16 protein-coding genes are annotated in these 16485 nt (G+C 64.9%); 8 read left to right on the top strand and 8 right to left on the bottom strand.

Annotation, left to right across the window (positions count from 1 at the left end):
• Positions 1-92: 92 nt before the first annotated feature.
• The 3 genes from B5V03_RS38175 (at position 93) to B5V03_RS38165 (ending at position 2504) form a co-directional block, all read left to right on the top strand.
• Entirely contained in the window at positions 93-887 is a 795-nt protein-coding gene (locus tag B5V03_RS38175; protein WP_164988562.1) for a transporter substrate-binding domain-containing protein, read from the top strand.
• Positions 888-1058: 171 nt separating this feature from the next.
• A complete protein-coding gene (locus B5V03_RS38170) occupies positions 1059-1964 on the top strand; it encodes a DUF2147 domain-containing protein (protein ID WP_129275562.1) in 906 nt (301 codons plus the stop codon).
• A 183-nt stretch (positions 1965-2147) separates the two neighbouring features.
• A complete protein-coding gene (locus tag B5V03_RS38165) occupies positions 2148-2504 on the top strand; it encodes a hypothetical protein (protein ID WP_129275561.1) in 357 nt (118 codons plus the stop codon).
• Between the two features lie 142 nt (positions 2505-2646).
• On the opposite strand, the gene B5V03_RS38160 is transcribed toward B5V03_RS38165, so the two are convergent.
• Positions 2647-3051, bottom strand: a complete 405-nt coding sequence (locus tag B5V03_RS38160) for a (R)-mandelonitrile lyase (protein ID WP_129275560.1) — start codon at positions 3049-3051, stop codon at positions 2647-2649.
• A gap of 18 nt (positions 3052-3069) precedes the next feature.
• Positions 3070-3768: a ribonuclease activity regulator RraA gene (locus B5V03_RS38155; protein WP_129275559.1), complete on the bottom strand. Its 699-nt coding sequence runs from the start codon at positions 3766-3768 to the stop codon at positions 3070-3072.
• 247 nt (positions 3769-4015) lie between these two features.
• Here B5V03_RS38155 and pxpB point away from each other — a divergent pair, with 247 nt between their 5' ends.
• From pxpB to B5V03_RS38140, 3 genes are read left to right on the top strand one after another with little or no spacing between them, the layout of a single operon-like run.
• Complete coding sequence (pxpB, locus tag B5V03_RS38150; protein WP_129275558.1) at positions 4016-4747, top strand: 5-oxoprolinase subunit PxpB; 732 nt, start codon at positions 4016-4018, stop codon at positions 4745-4747.
• On the top strand, positions 4744-5781 hold the full coding sequence (locus B5V03_RS38145) for a biotin-dependent carboxyltransferase family protein (RefSeq protein ID WP_129275557.1): 1038 nt from the start codon (positions 4744-4746) through the stop codon (positions 5779-5781). The genes pxpB and B5V03_RS38145 overlap by 4 nt, the downstream gene beginning before the upstream one ends.
• A gap of 30 nt (positions 5782-5811) precedes the next feature.
• Positions 5812-6582, top strand: coding sequence for a LamB/YcsF family protein (locus tag B5V03_RS38140; RefSeq protein WP_129275556.1), 771 nt, complete (start codon positions 5812-5814; stop codon positions 6580-6582).
• Here B5V03_RS38140 and B5V03_RS38135 read toward each other — a convergent pair whose 3' ends face one another.
• From B5V03_RS38135 to B5V03_RS38115, 5 genes are all read right to left on the bottom strand, one after another.
• Entirely contained in the window at positions 6583-6735 is a 153-nt protein-coding gene (locus tag B5V03_RS38135) for a hypothetical protein (protein WP_164988561.1), read from the bottom strand.
• Between the two features lie 213 nt (positions 6736-6948).
• Positions 6949-8553: a sulfite reductase subunit alpha gene (locus B5V03_RS38130; protein WP_129275554.1), complete on the bottom strand. Its 1605-nt coding sequence runs from the start codon at positions 8551-8553 to the stop codon at positions 6949-6951.
• On the bottom strand, positions 8550-10331 hold the full coding sequence (locus tag B5V03_RS38125) for a NirA family protein (RefSeq protein ID WP_129275553.1): 1782 nt from the start codon (positions 10329-10331) through the stop codon (positions 8550-8552). The genes B5V03_RS38130 and B5V03_RS38125 overlap by 4 nt, the downstream gene beginning before the upstream one ends.
• A 336-nt stretch (positions 10332-10667) precedes the next feature.
• Positions 10668-11831 (bottom strand): CmpA/NrtA family ABC transporter substrate-binding protein, encoded by a 1164-nt coding sequence (locus B5V03_RS38120; RefSeq protein WP_129275552.1) that lies wholly within the window; start codon positions 11829-11831, stop codon positions 10668-10670.
• Entirely contained in the window at positions 11828-12418 is a 591-nt protein-coding gene (locus B5V03_RS38115) for an ANTAR domain-containing response regulator (RefSeq protein WP_129275551.1), read from the bottom strand. Before B5V03_RS38115 ends, B5V03_RS38120 begins: the two co-directional genes overlap by 4 nt.
• A 111-nt stretch (positions 12419-12529) precedes the next feature.
• On the opposite strand from B5V03_RS38115, the gene rimO reads away from it, so the two are divergent.
• Positions 12530-13855, top strand: a complete 1326-nt coding sequence (rimO, locus tag B5V03_RS38110; protein ID WP_129275550.1) for a 30S ribosomal protein S12 methylthiotransferase RimO — start codon at positions 12530-12532, stop codon at positions 13853-13855.
• Between the two features lie 340 nt (positions 13856-14195).
• Here the strand turns inward: rimO and B5V03_RS38105 are convergent, their stop codons facing one another.
• Positions 14196-15137 (bottom strand): hypothetical protein, encoded by a 942-nt coding sequence (locus B5V03_RS38105; protein WP_129275549.1) that lies wholly within the window; start codon positions 15135-15137, stop codon positions 14196-14198.
• Positions 15138-15261: 124 nt separating this feature from the next.
• On the opposite strand from B5V03_RS38105, the gene B5V03_RS38100 reads away from it, so the two are divergent.
• Positions 15262-16410, top strand: coding sequence for a tetratricopeptide repeat protein (locus B5V03_RS38100; RefSeq protein WP_245502471.1), 1149 nt, complete (start codon positions 15262-15264; stop codon positions 16408-16410).
• Positions 16411-16485 lie beyond the last annotated feature (75 nt).

Here is a 16485-nt window from a genome sequence, read left to right as displayed (position 1 = left end):
TCACCTGAGGGCTTCCTTTCAATTCGGGCATCTGGTCTAAATCCACGTCTGAGAAGCTGCACAATGACAGCTCGGGCCTGGGTGGAGAAGAGATGACCGTTCGAATATCCGTTCGAATTTTGGCGGCATTGGCCGTGGCGTTGCTGATGAACCTTTCGGCGCACGCGCAGCAGGCGGCGCCCTCGCGCCTCGACGACATCATGAAGCGAGGCACTTTGCGCGTCGGCATGACCGGCGACTACAAGCCCTTCACCTATCTCGATAAGGCCACCCAGCAATTCACAGGCTTCGACGTCGACATGGCCGAAGCCCTGGCTAAGGCACTCGGCGTCAAGGTCGAATACGTGCCGACCGCCTGGCCGAAGCTGATGAAGGATTTTGAGGCCGACCAGTTCGACATCGCGATGGGCGGCGTCTCGGTCACGCTCGACCGGCAGAAGAAGGGTTACTTCACGATGCCGATCATGCGCGAGGGCAAGACGCCGATCGCGCGCTGCGCCGATGTCGACAAGTACCAGAGCATCGCCGACATCGACAAGAAGGGCACGCGCGTCATCGTCAATCCCGGCGGCACCAACGAACGCTTTGCGCGCGCCAATATCAAGGACGCCGAGATCAACGTCTTTTCCGACAACACCGTGATCTTCGACGAGATCGCCAAGGGCAATGCCGATCTGATGATGACGGACGCCTCCGAGACCCGCTACCAGCAGAAGCAGCATCAAGGCGTGCTCTGCGCGGTGCATCCCGAAAAGCCGTTCGACTTCTCCGAGAAGGCCTACTGGCTCCAGCGCGACATGGCGTTCAAGGCCTTCGTCGACCAGTGGCTGCACATCTCGATGGAAGACGGCAGCTACAAGAAGATCTACGCCGCCTGGTTTGACTAGCTCGCGTCGTCCCGACGCCTGCCTCGGCCAAATTGTGGACGGGTTCCGGGCGCATTGAACCCGAACCGGAGGGAGCACGACTCATACGGACAACAGTGATCTAGATCACTTTCTGCAATCGAACCGGGGCGTAAGCGTCGGTGCGGGGACCACCTGTTCAGGAGATGCGAAATGAGGAAGCTGTTGGCCACGGCCGCATTCCTTTTGTTGGCGAGCACCGCAGCGCAAGCGCAGTACACTTTCGAATATGGCGGGCGTACCATCCGGATCGATCCCGACCGCGGCACGGTGCAGATCCCCGGCGTCTACGACAACACCGGTCAGGGCAAGGCCAAGAAGGCCAAAAACGATAGCAAGGGCGCCCCGAAAGCCGACCCGCAGACACAGGCCAAGGCTGATCCCAAGGCTGAGCCGCAGCCGCCGGCCAATCCCGCGCCGGCACCTGTCGCCGCGCCTGCGGTAGCCGATCCGGCCCCTGTCCAGGCTCCCGCGGCCGTGGCGCCTCCTGCCCCGCCGGCGGCTCCGGCCGCTACGGCCAACAATACTCCAACCGAAGACGCGCTTGTGCCGCCACCTCAACCGGCTCCAAGCGCCGCCCCGACGACCGCTGCGGTGCCGCCCGCACCGCCTCCGCCGCCGGCTCCGACCGTGGCTGCCGCGCCCCCGGCGCCGCCGCCCCCACCTGCTCCCGCTCCGGCCCCTGCCCCCGTTCAGGCGGCAGCCGTCGCCCCGCCCGCTCCCGCGGCGACCACCGCGCGCGATCCCAATTCGCCGCTCGGCGTCTGGCTCACCGAGGAGAAGGAAGGCAAGGTCCGCATCGAACAATGCGGCAACAATCTCTGTGGCTATTCGGTTGACAGCAAATCGAACCAGAACGGCGAGCAGGTCCTGATCAACATGAAGCCCGGCAAGGATCAGAACAAGGACCCGAAATGGTCCGGCCGCATCCTCGATCCCAACACCGGCTCGACCTACGACTCCACAGTTACGCTGAAGGGCACCGACCGCCTGCGCGTGCAGGGCTGTGCCTTTGGCGGCATGTTCTGCGGCGGCCAGACCTGGACGCGGGTGAACTGAGTTCGGCTTCGATACCCTGACCGAGGACAAGGGGGCCCGTGATCCGGGCCCCCTTTGCTTTTGGCCGCGGTGTCTTTGCATGGTGCGCTACCTCGCACAGACCCCGGTGCGCGTGACAATCCTCACATCACGGGTTCCACGCCCATGTCACGATCCCCGCATGGTCAACCCAAGGGGCGTGTCATGAACGGATTTCGTAAAGGTCTCTTCGCCACCATTGTCGCTATCGCCTTCCCGCTCGCGCAGGCCGATGCTGCGGGCTCCACCTTCGACGGCGCATGGAATGTCCGCATCTCGTCATCGAGCGAGACCTGCGGCAACGGCGCGACCGTCGCGATCGGCATCAATAACGGTCAGATCGCCTCGAGCAGCGCCGCGGTGACGGCGTCGGGCCGCGTCGCCGACGCCGGAAGCATCAACGTCACTTTGAGCACCGGCATCAAGCGCGCCGTCGGCTTCGGCCGGCTCAGCGGCACATCCGGCTCCGGCACATGGCGTGGCGCCATGTGCACGGGAACGTGGACGGCGGAAAGGATGTAATTTCTCGTGTCCCGGACGCGCTGCAACGCGCCAGCGTTGCTGCGCAGAGCCGGGACCCATCACGGCACGACACTCGCTGACGCGTGGGCCCCGGCTCTGCAGCGCATCACTTCGTGCTGCGCCGCGTCCGGGGCACGGGCAACTAGCCCAACGCCGCCCCGTATTCCGCGTCCGTGACCGGCTCCAGCCAGGTCGAGAACACGCCGTCGAGCGCTTCCTGCATGGCGATGTGGCACATGCTGTTACCGGGCGACGCCCCATGCCAGTGCAACTCGCCCGGCGGAATCCAGACGGTGTCGCCGGGACGGATTTCCTGGACAGGGCCGCCCTTGGTCTGGACGCGACCGACGCCCGAAATCACGTAGAGCGTCTGCCCGAGCGGATGGTGGTGCCAGTTGGTGCGCGCGCCGGGCTCAAAGGTGACGCGCGAGCAGTTCAGCCGTGCCGGCGCGGGCGCCATGATCACGGGGTCCTGCAACACGGTGCCTGTGAAGTGTTCCTTGGGCGCGCGGCGAGTCGGCCGCGTGCCTGCGAGCGTGATCTCCATGGGGGTCCTCGTTTCCTGTTACTTCTTGCTGGCGGCGTAGCGCGCCTTGGTTTCGGCGTTCATGGGATAGAGGCCCGGCAGCGCGGCGCCGTTGTTCACCTCGTTGACGATCCAGGCTTCCATCCGTTCCTGCTCGACACCCTCGTTGAGGACGTGGTCGAGCATCGCCTGCGGGATCAGCACGCAGCCGTCCTGGTCGGCGACGACGATGTCGTTCGGGAATACGGCAACACCGCCGCAACCGATCGGCTCGCCCCAGCCGACGAAGGTGAGGCCCGCCACCGAAGGCGGCGCGGCATAGCCGTCGCACCACACCGGCAGGTTGGTACCGAGCGTGCCCTCGACGTCACGCACCACGCCGTCGGTGACCAGCGCGGTGACGCCGCGCTTCATCATGCGGGCGCAGAGGATGTCGCCGAAGATGCCCGCATCGGTGATGCCCATGGCATCGACCACGGCGATGCAGCCTTCCGGCATGGCCTCGATCGCGGTGCGGGTCGAGATCGGCGACGACCACGATTCCGGCGTCGCCAGATCCTCGCGCGCCGGCACGAAGCGCAGCGTGAAGGCCGGTCCCACCAGGCGCGGCAGGCCCGGACGCAGCGGACGCGCGCCGCGCATCCACACATTGCGCAGGCCCTTCTTCAGCAGGACCGTGGTGATGGTGGCAGTGGTGATGCCGGCGAGGGTCTTGCGGGCTTCGGGGGACAGCGACATGGACGAGAACGAGCTCCGAGGTGCGGGAAAGAACGCGCGCATCTTGCGAGCCGGGCGGTTTCCGTCAAGGGCCAAAGACCTGCCAAGAACGCGGGACTGCCGGGCTGTTATGCGCCGCGATAACAAGGCTTTATCACGTCCCCTTGCATTAATTTATTGGACTTGCGGGCGCATTTACGCGAAGCAGGGAGAAAGCGGCACTCAAACTCGAGCCCGCGCATTTCCTCAAGGCCCGTTTCGACAGCTCATGGCCGCGACGCTTCCCCCGCCCCGCCTTCTGCCCAGTGGCGACAGCGCCGTCACTGTCGAGTTCAGCCGCACCATCGACGACGCCGCCAACGAGCGCGTGCTGGCACTCGACAAGGCGCTCGGAGCAAGCCCCATCGACGGCATCACCGAGACCGTCCCGACCTATCGTTCGCTGCTGGTGCATTACGATCCCGGCAAGATCGGCTTCGACGCGCTCGGCGAAAAGCTGCTCCCGATCGCCAGCAAGCCGCTGCCTCCGGCCGCCAAGGCGCGGCGCTGGCGCATTCCCGTGGCCTATGGCGGCGAGCACGGCATCGATCTCGAGGATGTCGCGAAAGCGCTGAACACCACGCCCGACGACATCATCGCCCGCCACGCCGGAGGCGACTATCGGGTCGCCATGATCGGCTTCACGCCGGGCTGGTCTTATCTCAGCGGCCTCGACAAATCGCTGCAGATGTCGCGGCGGCAGAGCCCGCGGCTGTTCACGCCCGCAGGCACGATCTCGATCGGCGGCATCCAGGCGGGCATCCAGTGCCTGGCCGCCCCGAGCGGCTGGCACCTGCTCGGCCGCACGCCGGTCAGAACCTATCAGCTCCACCGGAATCCGACCTTCCTCACCGAACCCGGTGATCGCGTGACGTTTTTCCCCGTCGACCACAAGACCTTCGATGAACTCGACCGCGCCGCCGAGGCCGGCGAGATCATCGCCGAGCAGGTGACCGCATGAGCCGGCTCGTCATTGCCAGCATCGGTCCTGCAAGTTCCGTCCAGGACGGCGGCCGGTTCGGCGCGCAGCGCTACGGCCTGACGGTCAGCGGTGCCATGGATCGTCTGTCGCTCGCGGCGGCGAACACGCTGGTCGGCAACGAGCCGTTCGCAGCCGTGGTCGAGATCGGCCCGTTCGGCGCCACGTTCACCGCCCAGGACGGCGCTGTGCGCGTCGCCATCGCCGGTGCGCCCCGCAACGCCGACATTGCCGGCAAGCCCGTGGCCATGGACACATCGGTGACGCTGAAGGACGGCGAGACACTGACGCTGGGCTTTGCCCGCGGCGGCGCCTTCACCTATCTCGCGATCGAAGGCGGGATCAAAGGCGAGCTGGTGTTCGGCAGCCTCGCGGTGAACGCCCGCGCCGGGCTTGGCAGCCCCTACCCGCGGCCGCTTCAGGCCGGCGACGAATTCACCGTCGATGCCGCCAGCGGCGCGCCGGAGTTGCGGATCGAATTGCCGAAGCCTGTGAGCGGTCCGATCCGCGTGCTGCTGGGGCCGCAGGACGACGAGTTCGACGACGCCAACAAGGCGCTGTTCCTGGATAGCGAATGGAAGATCTCGGCAACATCCGACCGCATGGGCTATCGGCTCGAAGGGCCCGCGATCAAGCATCTGCACGGCCACAACATCGTCTCCGACGGCACGGTCAACGGCAGCATTCAGGTGCCCGGCAACGGCGCGCCGATCGCGCTGATGATGGACCGCGGCACCTCCGGCGGCTACCCGAAGATCGCAACCGTGATCACGGCCGACGTCGGCCGCCTCGCGCAGACCTCGGCGGGGACAGCGTTCCGCTTCAAGCAGGTCACCATGGCGGAGGCGCAGGACGAGGCGCGCAAGTTCGCGCAAATGATCAAGAACCTGCCGGACTGCCTGCGCTCCTCCGACACCGTCGAGCTCAACATCGAGGCGCTCAGCGATGCTAACGTCGCCGGCTATGCGGTGAGCGCCATGGATGCCGGGACCTGGCAGGTCACGGCGGAACCGTAAGCGGCAGCAGACCAGAGACGGAGAGCAACCATGCAGACAGTCGATCTCAATTGCGACCTGGGCGAAGGTTTTGGCGCGTGGGAGATGGGCAACGACGCCGCGATGATCGACCTCGCAAGCTCCGTCAACGTCGCCTGCGGCTTCCACGCCGGCGACCCCGACATCATGCGCCGCACCGTGGAGCTCGCCAAGGCGCGCGGCGTCTCGGTCGGCGCGCATCCCGGCTATCGCGACCTGCACGGTTTTGGCCGGCATCCGATCGCGGGCCTGAAGACCTCCGAGATCGAGAACCTGGTCGCCTACCAGATCGGCGCGCTGCAGGCGATCGCGACCGCGGCCGGCCACAAGGTCACGCATGTGAAGGCGCATGGCGCGCTCTCCAACGTCGCCTGCGAGGACGACATGACGGCGAAGGCGATTGCCGCCGGCATCAAGGCGGTCGACCCCAGCCTGATCTTCGTGGTGCTGGCCAATTCAAAACTTGTGAAGGCCGGCGAGAACGCCAATCTGCCGCTGGTGCACGAGGTGTTCGCCGATCGCGCCTATGAGGACGACGGCAATCTCGTTTCGCGCAAGAAGCCCGGCGCGGTGCTGCACGATGCCAGGGCGATCGCCGACCGCGTGGTGCGCATGGTGCAGGACGGCGCGGTGGTCTCGGTCACGGGCAAGGTCATCAAGATGCGCACGGACACGGTGTGCATCCACGGCGATACCCATGGCGCGGTCGATATCGCGCGGACCTTGCGTCAGGCGTTGAAGGATGCCGGGATTGAAGTCGCGCCGTTCAAGCGCGGGGCGTGATCAGAACGGGTGTACCGAGAGCGTGCCGAACACGATAGCGGCGATGACCGCGAAGGCGCTGTAGAGCGCGACGTGATTCATGCTCGCCCCGGTCCGGCGCGAGAGCGAGCGCGCGTAGAAGTGCAGCCTGGCTTCCGCCGATAGTTCGCGCATGGTCGATCTCCAACGCCCCATTTGCGGGATTATGAGGGATCAACCGTGGCGGGAGGCAAGACGTCGGCGGAAATAGCGATGCGCCTTCTCTGAAGGGGCGCCATCGCAGGCGCAAATTCTCCTCACGCAAGGGTTCCGAGAATCTTATTCGTTAAGATCCGAGCCAGCTGGAACCGGCTCGGATGACAGCGGGATGACAGCCGGACTCGGAGCTTAGTACACGTCAGCCTGGAAGCGGCCGGTCTTCTTGAGCTCGGCGACGAAACTGACGGCCTCATCTGTCGAACGCGCCCCGAACTGGGCGACGATGTCGACCAGTGCACGCTCGACGTCCTTGGCCATGCGCTTGGCATCGCCGCAGATGTAGAGATGCGCGCCCTCGGCGAGCCAGGTCCACAATTCGCGGCCGACCTCGCGCATGCGGTCCTGCACATAAAACTTCTTGTCACCGTCTCGCGACCAGGCCAGCGACAATCGCGTCAGCTGACCCGACGTCTTCATCGCGTTGAGTTCGTCCTGATAGAAGAAGTCGCAATCGCTGCGCTGGTGGCCGAAGAACAACCAGTTCTTGCCGGGCGCGCCGGTCGCCTTGCGGTCGTGCAGGAAGGCGCGGAACGGCGCAATGCCGGTGCCGGGACCGATCATGATGATCGGCGTCTTCGGATCCTGTGGCAGGCCGAAGCCATGGGCCTTCTGCACATAGACCTTGAGCTTCTCGCCCTCGTTGATGCGCTCGCCGAGGAAAGTCGAGGCCACGCCGAGGCGCTTGCGCTTGCCGACGACGTAACGCACCGAGTCGATCGTCAGCGACAGCTTTCCAGGCGTCGCATTGTGCGACGAGGAGATCGAGTAGAGCCGCGGCTGCAGCGGCTCCAGCGCCTCGACGAAGGCTTCGGGATGCGGCCGCGTGCCCGAAAATTTCTGCAGCGCCGCCATCACGTCGAGCGTCGCCGCATCGCCATCGGGGTCCTCGCCCTGCGCCAGCGCCCGCGCCTTCTCGCGCTGCGCGCCGCCGGTGATGAAGGAGAGCAGCTCGAACAGCGTGTCGGGCGCCGGCGACAGCGAGACGTCATCGATCAGCACCTCACGCAGCGTCTTGCCATTGACCTTTGTGGTGTGGGAGGCACCGAGCAGCGCGATGATCTGGTCGACGAGGCCGACCTCGTTGCGCGCGAACACGCCAAAGGAGTCACCGACCACGTAGTCGAGCTTGCTCTCGGAGAGATCGAACTCGACGTGATAGGTTTCCTTCTCCGACTTGCCCTTGTTGAGTAGGCGCCGCGACAGGAACGTCGCGGCGACCGGGTTGTCGCGCGAGCGGCCGGGCTCCGCGATCGTCACCGTCACGGCCGGCGCGCTCACGGCATCCTGCTTGTCGGGCGCCTTGGCTGCCGGCGCCTTGTCCAGCTCCTCGTACAGCGACTTCAGCATCCGCGCGGTTTCCTTGCCGCCGGGGACGCAGAGATTGAGCCGCGCTTCGCTGCGAGTGGCGATCGCCTCCGAATAGTCGTTGCAATTGTAGCCGCATTGGCCGCAATCCTGCTGCGCCATCGCCGCCATCATCTTGCGTCGAACGGGACGACCCTCGGCGAGCTTCATCCGGTCGGCGATCGGCATGGTCTGGTCGTGCCAAGGCGCTTCGCCGTCGTCGCCGTCTCCAGCCATGACGGCCGCGCCCTGCTCCGCCGACAAGGGCGTCGCCACATCAGGCGACAGCAGCCCGGCAAAGAAGCCGTTGAGCCAGGAGCGCTGCGCGTCGGAGAAAGGTGCGCTGGCGGGAATGATGTCGAGTTTCGGAGGAGGCGTGATCTGGTTCATGCGGACACCTGTGCATCGGCAAGCTTGCGCAGCGTCTCGCCGTCATGGCGGCGCGCGAAGGAGAGGAAGGTTTCATCGGGGGACGAGCGATGGGCGATATAGGCCTTGAGCAGTCCTTCGACCGTCTTCGGCGCGTCTTCGGCCTTGAGGTCGTGATAGACCTCCTGCCCGACATCCGCGTCCGGTCCGAACCCGCCGCCGGTGAAGAGGTGATAGCCCTCGACCGTGTCTTCCTCGTTGACAGGCACGCGCGCGCCGATCAGGCCGATGTCGCTGATGTAATGCTGCGCACAGGAATGATGGCAGCCGGTGACGTGAATGTTGACCGGCTTGTCCATCGCGACGCGCGGCTCGCACCAGTCGCCGATCTCGGCGGCGTTGCGCTTGGTGTTCGACGCGGCGAAACGGCAGCCGGCATTGCCGGTGCAGGCGATCAGGCCGGCGCGGATATGCGAGGCCTCGACCGCGAGCCCGATCTGCTTGATCGCGGCAATGGCGAGCTCGACATTCTCGTCGCGCACGCCTGAGATCAGCAGGTTCTGCCAGACGGTCAGGCGGATCTCGCCGTCGCCGAGGTCCTGCGCCACCTTGGCGAGGCCGCGCATCTGATCGCAGCTGATCTTGCCGAGCGTCAGCGATACGCCGATCCAGTTCAAGCCGTCCTGCTTCTGCTTGTGCACGCCGATATGCGCCATGCGATCGGCGGCAGGCCGCGGGAGAAACGCCTCTTCCGGCACGCGGGTGAACGGCGTCTTCAGCCGCTCCTCGACCAGCTTGAGGAAACCGTCATGGCCCATGGCGTCGAGCACGTATTTCAGCCGCGCCTTGTTGCGGTTGGTGCGGTCACCGTGCTCGATGAACACGCGCACGATCATGTCGGCGACGGCAGTCGCGTGCTCCGGCTTGACGATGATGTTGGAGTATTTTGCAAAATCCTTGTGGCCGGTGATGCCGCCGAGACCGAGGCGGAACCAGACACCGGGCTCGACGCCGAACCCGTCCTTCACCTCAAACGCCGTAAACGCGATGTCGTTGGTTTCCTCAAGCACCGCAACCTTGCCGGCGCCGTCGAAGGCGACGTTGAACTTGCGCGGCAGGCCGTAGAGCGAGCGGTCGTTGAGGATGTGGTAGTGCCACTCCCGCGCATAGGGCCGCGTGTCGATCAGCTCCTGCGGATCGATGCCGGCGGTCGGCGTGCCCGTCACGTTGCGGATGTTGTCGGCGCCGGAGCCGCGCGAGCACAGGCCGAGATCCTGGATGCCCTCGATCAGCTTGATGGCGTTCTTCGGCGGGATCTCGCGAAGCTGGAGATTGGCGCGCGTGGTGGCGTGGCTGTAGGGGCCGCAGAGCTCGTCGGCGAGATCGGCAAGGCCGGACAGCTGCCAGTGCTTCATGATCCCGTTCGGGATGCGCAGGCGGCACATGTAAGAGTCCTGCGTCGGCGCGACGTAGAAGATGCCGTAATAGCGCCAGCGGAAATTGTCCGCGGGGCTTGGCGGCGCGTTGTCGAGCGCTTGCTGGCGCAGCCGCGGATAGGCATCGAACGGATGCTCGTCGCGCTTGAACTTCTCCTGGTCGGCGAGCTTCTTGCCTGCTGCGATGACCTTGTCCTGCGCCTTGATGTGGACGGCGTCGGGACCAACAGGCTCGGCGTTGGCCTTGCCGGCACCGCCACCCAGACCGCGACCCACGCGGCTGATCTGGAGGCCGGACGTAAACCCTTCGAGATAGCGTTTCTGCTCGTCGGTGAAATCGACTGAGACTGTTTCGAGTTTCATGGTCGGTAACGAAGCTCCTGCGGCCACCTCAGTGGCATCGACGGAAAATTGTGCGACCCGCGAGACACTCGGCCGGCTTCTTCAGCCTGCTTCGCACCCCAACGGTCCAATCAGCTTCGTTGCTGTGGGACTTGGCTCAGCAGGCACCAATGACAGGCTGGCCGCACTGCAACATACAAGTTGCGTGCCAGCTTTTGCGAAATCGAAACTCAAATGATTCCAGATGATTAGGGGATGTCACCGGAACATCCCGGTGTCGGCGCTCTCATGAAATTCGAGCAGTCGGCCTAAAATTTAGACGATGATCCCACGCGCCCAAAAACGGTGCAGGCCGAATCAGGTCTTCCAACGCCCGACATCGAAGGCCTCCAGATGCCCTCGGATGTTGGCAGGATCGAAGGCTGGCCCGGCGAACGCCCCAAAGGCCGCCGGGGGTTCCTCGGGAGGTTGGCGGCCGAGGGCGGCATCGTAGAGATCCGGCCTGAACACGGCCATGGCCGTCTTGACGCCATCCGGTGTCAGCGCCGTCTGCCCCCAGCGCACCATCTGCGCGTAGAGCCAGGCGGCCTGGACGGGTTCCGGGCGCCCCGCCCCTTCGCGCCCAACCAGGAGATAGCGGCCGCTCTCGCGGAAGGTACCGTCGGGCGAGATCTTCAGGCGGCCCGTGAGGGTTCGCTGAATGACTTCGGCGTCGACACCGATCCGCTCCGGTTGCGCCAGGATCTGCGCTGCCTCGGCGAGGTTTGCGGGCTCCTCGATGAATTCAGCGGCCTTCACAGCCGCACGCACCAGGCTAGCGACCACGTCGGGATTCTTGTCGGCCCAGGTCTGGCGGACCGCCAAAACCTTCTCCGCCGCGCGCTCGAGAATGTCCGAGACGAAATGCAGGATGTGGCCGATGCCGAGATCGACCGCGATCGAATTCCAGGGCGCGCCGACGCAGAACGCATCGACATGGCCATTCTTGAGGCTGTCCACCATGTAAGGCGGCGGCAGCACCACGAGGCGGACGTCCTCGTCCGGATCGACGCCGGCCGCCGCCATCCAGAACCGCAACTGGTAATTGTGGGTCGAGAACGGAAAGGTCATGCCGAAGGTGAGCGGATCGGCGCCCGCCTTGCGCCGCCTGGCCACGACCTTCGCCAGCGCCTTTGCGGTCGCGAGCGGATCGAAACGGTCGCCGTCGATCTCCTCCATCAATGCGGCGTGGAGCGTCGGCGACACCGTGATCGCATTGCCGTTGATGCCGAGATTGAAGGGTGCCGCGATCGGCACCTTGACGTGGCCGAGCCCGAGCGAGGACGCGATCGCCACCGGCGCGAGCAGATGGGCAGCGTCGAACAGGCCGATATTGAGCTTGTCGCGGACGTTGGACCATGAGACCTCGCGCACCAGCTCGACCTCGAGCCCCTCGGCGGCGGCAAAGCCCTTGTCGACGGCGACGATCAGCGCGGCGGCATCGACCAGCGGGATGAACCCGATGCGGAGGGTCGCGGTCATTTCAGCATCTCCGACGCGGTGATGATCGACTGGGCGATCTCGCCGATTTTCTTCTTCTCGCGCATCGCGGTGGAGCGCAGCAACACATAGGCCTCGTCCTCGTTGAGGCCCTTCACCTTCATCAGGATGCCCTTGGCCTTCTCGATGATCTTGCGATCCTCGAGCTGCGACTTGGTGCGCTCCAGCTCCTCCTGGAGTTTTGCGAAGGCATTGAAGCGGGACACGCAGAGGTCGAGGATCGGCTTGATGCGCTCCTTCTTCAACCCGTCGACGATATAGGCGGACACCCCCGCTTCGACGGAGGCCTGGATCGAGGATGAATCGCTCTGGTCCACGAACATCGCGATCGGCCGCTTCACGGCGCGGCTGACCTGGAACATCGCCTCCAGCACGTCGCGGCTGGGGTTTTCCAGATCGATCAGGATGATGTCGGGGTCGACCGCATAAATACGGGCTAGGAGGCTCTGCATCTCGCGGATATGGACGATCTGCGTGAATCCGGCCTCCCGCAACCCTTCCTCGAGGATCGCAGCCCGGATCGGGCTTTCGTCGACAATCACGATTTTAGGCGACTGTTCGGCGCTCATAGCTCACTCACCACCCGTGATTCATCCATAGCATGCCGGAAGGGGATGCAAAGGGTTGTAATTATGGGCAATTGGGACTAGCTCAGGCCTGTCAATCAGGCAGATTTGGATATGGATCAGACGGCTGCGCCGAAGGTCAGCTTCGTGTCGCTCGGGTGTCCCAAGGCATTGGTGGATTCCGAGCGCATCATCACGCGCCTGCGCGCCGAGGGCTACGAGCTCGCCCGCAAGCATGACGGGGCCGACATCGTCATCGTCAACACCTGTGGCTTCCTCGACAGCGCCAAGCAGGAATCGCTCTCGGCGATCGGTGAGGCCATGGCCGAGAACGGCAAGGTGATCGTGACAGGTTGCATGGGCGCGGAACCCGAGCAGATCGAGCAGGCCTACCCCGGCGTGCTCTCCATCACCGGGCCGCAGCAATATGAGAGCGTGCTGGACGCCGTGCACCGCGCGCTGCCGCCCGCTCATAATCCGCATGTCGACCTGGTGCCGCCGCAGGGCATCAAGCTGACGCCGCGGCACTACGCTTATTTGAAGATCTCCGAGGGCTGCAACAACCGCTGCACCTTCTGCATCATTCCCAAACTGCGTGGCGATCTCGTCTCGCGTCCGGCCAACGACGTGCTGCGCGAGGCCGAGCGGCTGGTCGACGCCGGCGTCAAGGAACTGCTGGTGATCTCACAGGACACCTCGGCCTATGGCGTCGATCTCAAATACGCCGAGAGCCCGTGGAAGGACCGCCAGGTCCGTGCCAAATTCCTCGACCTCGCGCGCGAGCTCGGCGAGTTGGGCGCCTGGGTCCGGCTGCAATATGTCTACCCCTACCCGCATGTCGACGAAGTCATCGCGCTGATGAACGAGGGCAAGGTGCTGCCCTATCTCGACATCCCGTTCCAGCATGCGAGCCCGGACGTGCTGAAAGCGATGAAGCGCCCGGCGGCACAGGACAAGACGCTGGCGCGGATTAAGCGCTGGCGCGAGGAATGTCCCGATCTCGCGCTGCGCTCGACCTTCATCGTCGGCTTCCCCGGCGAGACCGATGCGGATTTCGCCTATCTGCTCGACTGGCTCGATGAGGCCGAGATCGATCGGCTCGGCTGCTTCAAATATGAGCCGGTTGCGGGAGCGACGTCGAACGCGATCGAGAACCCGGTGCCGGAAGAGGTCAAGCAGGAGCGTTACAACGCGCTGATGGCCCGCCAGCAGAAGATCTCGGCGCGCAGGCTGAAGCGCAAGGTCGGCACCCGCCAGCAGATCATCATCGACGAGGTTGGCCCTACTGTCGCCAAGGGCCGCTCCAAGGCCGATGCGCCGGAGATCGACGGCGCGGTGTATCTATCGAGCCGCCGTCCCTTGCGCGTCGGCGAGATCGTCACCGCGAAGATCGAGCGCGCCGACCAGTACGACCTGCACGGCAGCGTCGCGGGATTCTGACGCACTCCGTCATTGCGAACCACCGGGTCTGCGCGAAGCGCGGCCCGATGACAGGCTCCGCGAAGCAATCCAGACTGTCCCCGCGGAGAGATTTTGGATTGCGCCGCTCACGGCAAACAAACCACACAGCGATTTCCGCTCCATCACCGTCATCCTGAGGCGCTCGTTCTGCGGCGCGATCGCGCCGTAGAGCGAGCCTCGAAGGACGACGGCCCGGCTACATCTCGGCCGCTCATCCTTCGAGGCTCCGCTTGCGATGCGTCGCATCGCAAGCCTCGCACCTCAGGATGACGGGGTTACTTTCGCGTTCCCGGCGCTCGCAATGACGATGTGGAGGCAATCATGCCAGCCATTTCGGCACCCAGCGCTCCGGGCGCGGGGCGCGGGCGAGATCGGCCTGGGCTTCGGTCAACTTCGCCGGCTCACCGTCGACGGTCGGGCGCACATCGTATTCGAAATTCGGCATGACGCGGCCGTCGGCGTAGAGGCCGAATTTCATCGCGTACCACAGCCCGAGCTCGGGCTGCGCCCGCCGCATCTCCTCGCGCAGATCGCGCAGCAGGGATTCGATCGAGGCGGCTTCGTCGAACGGCTGCGGTCCGCGCGACAGGACGCGCGCCTCGTATTGCTTGCCGACGATCGCGACCTCGAAATGGGTCTTGTCCCAGGGCTTCTTGCCCTTAGGCAGGTGGGCGGCGAGCCGCCAGCCGAGCTCGGCCATCAGCCGGTGATTGGCCCAATAATCCTCGCGGTCCCGGCTCCATTTTTCCATGAAGCCGCGGAAGTCGGGCATGTCAGGCGCGCCGTCGTCGCACGCCATGGGCTCACCGACCGGCCGCCCAGCGAGCCACTGCGCGAGCTCGACCGTCTGGCACTCGACCTCGTCATGCGGCTTCAGATCGCTCCAGGCCTTGTCGAATTGCTGCGACGTCAATTTTGCAAGCAGGGCGTCGAGGCTTGGCGCGAGTAGCTCGTAGTCGCCTTCAGACCCCAGACCGACGATCGGCGGATTGTCGCGGTCAAGGCCTGCGCCATACCAGCCGCCGACGGCCGAGCCGTCCGGCAGCCGCATGAACAGCGAAAACCTGTCGCGCAAGGGACTGCCGTCGAAGATCGGCGCCTGATCGGAAAACTGGCCTTGCAGCGAGAAGCAGCCGACGCTGCCCCAGGGGCGCCCGTTCAGCCAATCGGCAAAGTCCACCAGCAGCGGCGGCGCCTCGATGCCCGGCGGAAATGCGCCGCGAATGCTGTCGAGATCGATCGGGTAAGGGGTGTCGGACAAGGCTGAAAACTATCTGGTTGGTCGCGCCATTCTTGGTCTCCACCGTCCGGCGTCCGGTTCGAACCAATCTGCGTCCCTTGATCACAAACGCGCTAGAGGCTCAATGGTTTCTGCGCGGCATTCGATGAAATACAATCACAAGGTTGGTATCCGGGCTGGGCTGTGCACAATCGGCACGGCGTTGATCCTGCTTGCGCTTCCGGCCGCAGCACAATCCCCCTCACCGGCGCAGGCGCGGCAATGGTGCTTCGCCACCAGCAGGACCAGTGACGACCAGCGCCTTACCGGCTGCTCGGCGGTGCTGCAGGCCAATCCGTCTAACGCGCTGGCGCTGGCCAACCGCGGCGAAATATTCCGACGCAAGGGCGAAACAGAGCGGGCCCTGGCCGACCTCAACCGCGCCATCGATCTCGATTCGAAGGACGCCATCGCCTGGTACAATCGCGGCATCGTCCATGACGATCTCGGCGATCGCGACCATGCCATCGCCGACTATACGAGCGCGATCCGGCTCAGGCCCGATGATGCGCAGTACTTCAACAATCGCGGCAATTCCTACATCGGCAAGAACGACTACGAACATGCGATGGCCGACTATGATCGCGCCATCAGGCTCGATCCGAAATTCGCGCTCGCTTTTTTCAACCGCGGCACGGCCTATCGCGAGCACGGCGAGGCCGATCGCGCGCTCGCCGATTTCGACATGTCAATCAAGCTCGATCCCGCTTACGGTCCTGCCTATGGCAACCGCGCGCGCATCTTTCGCGACAAGGGCGATCGGACACGGGCGATGGCCGATTTTGCAAAATCGCTTGAGCTGATGCCGAACAACGACCGCGACGCCTTTGCGCGCGCGAACATGTATTTCGACGGCCACGATTATGCGCGGGCGCTGGAGGACTACGACCGCGCCATCAAGGCTAATGCGAGCTATGCCGGCGTGTTCAACGCCCGCTGCATGACCCGCGCGATCCTCGGCCGCCTGCAGGAGGCGCTGGCCGATTGCGAGCAGTCGCTGCGGATGCGCCCCGGCGATCCCTACACGCTCGACAGCCGCGCCCTCACCCAGCTCAAGCTCGGCAATCTCGACGCGGCGATTGCGGACTACGACACGGCACTGCGTGCAAAGCCTGAGCTCGACAGTGCGCTCTACGGTCGCGGCCTGGCGAAGCGTAGCAAGGGCGATGCCGAAGGTGCAGAGCGCGACATCGCGGCAGCGAAGGCGATCAATGCCGGCATCGCCGATAGCTTCGCGCGTTATGGCGTGCAGTGAAAAACTCAGGGATTGCCGATGCACGCCGGACGGGTGCTTCGCAAAACGACTGCTTGACAAGCCCTGCCATTCGGC

It is taken from the genome of Bradyrhizobium betae, from assembly GCF_004123905.1.
GTDB lineage: Bacteria > Pseudomonadota > Alphaproteobacteria > Rhizobiales > Xanthobacteraceae > Bradyrhizobium > Bradyrhizobium betae_A.
This window is presented reverse-complemented; position numbering and strand designations above follow the sequence as displayed.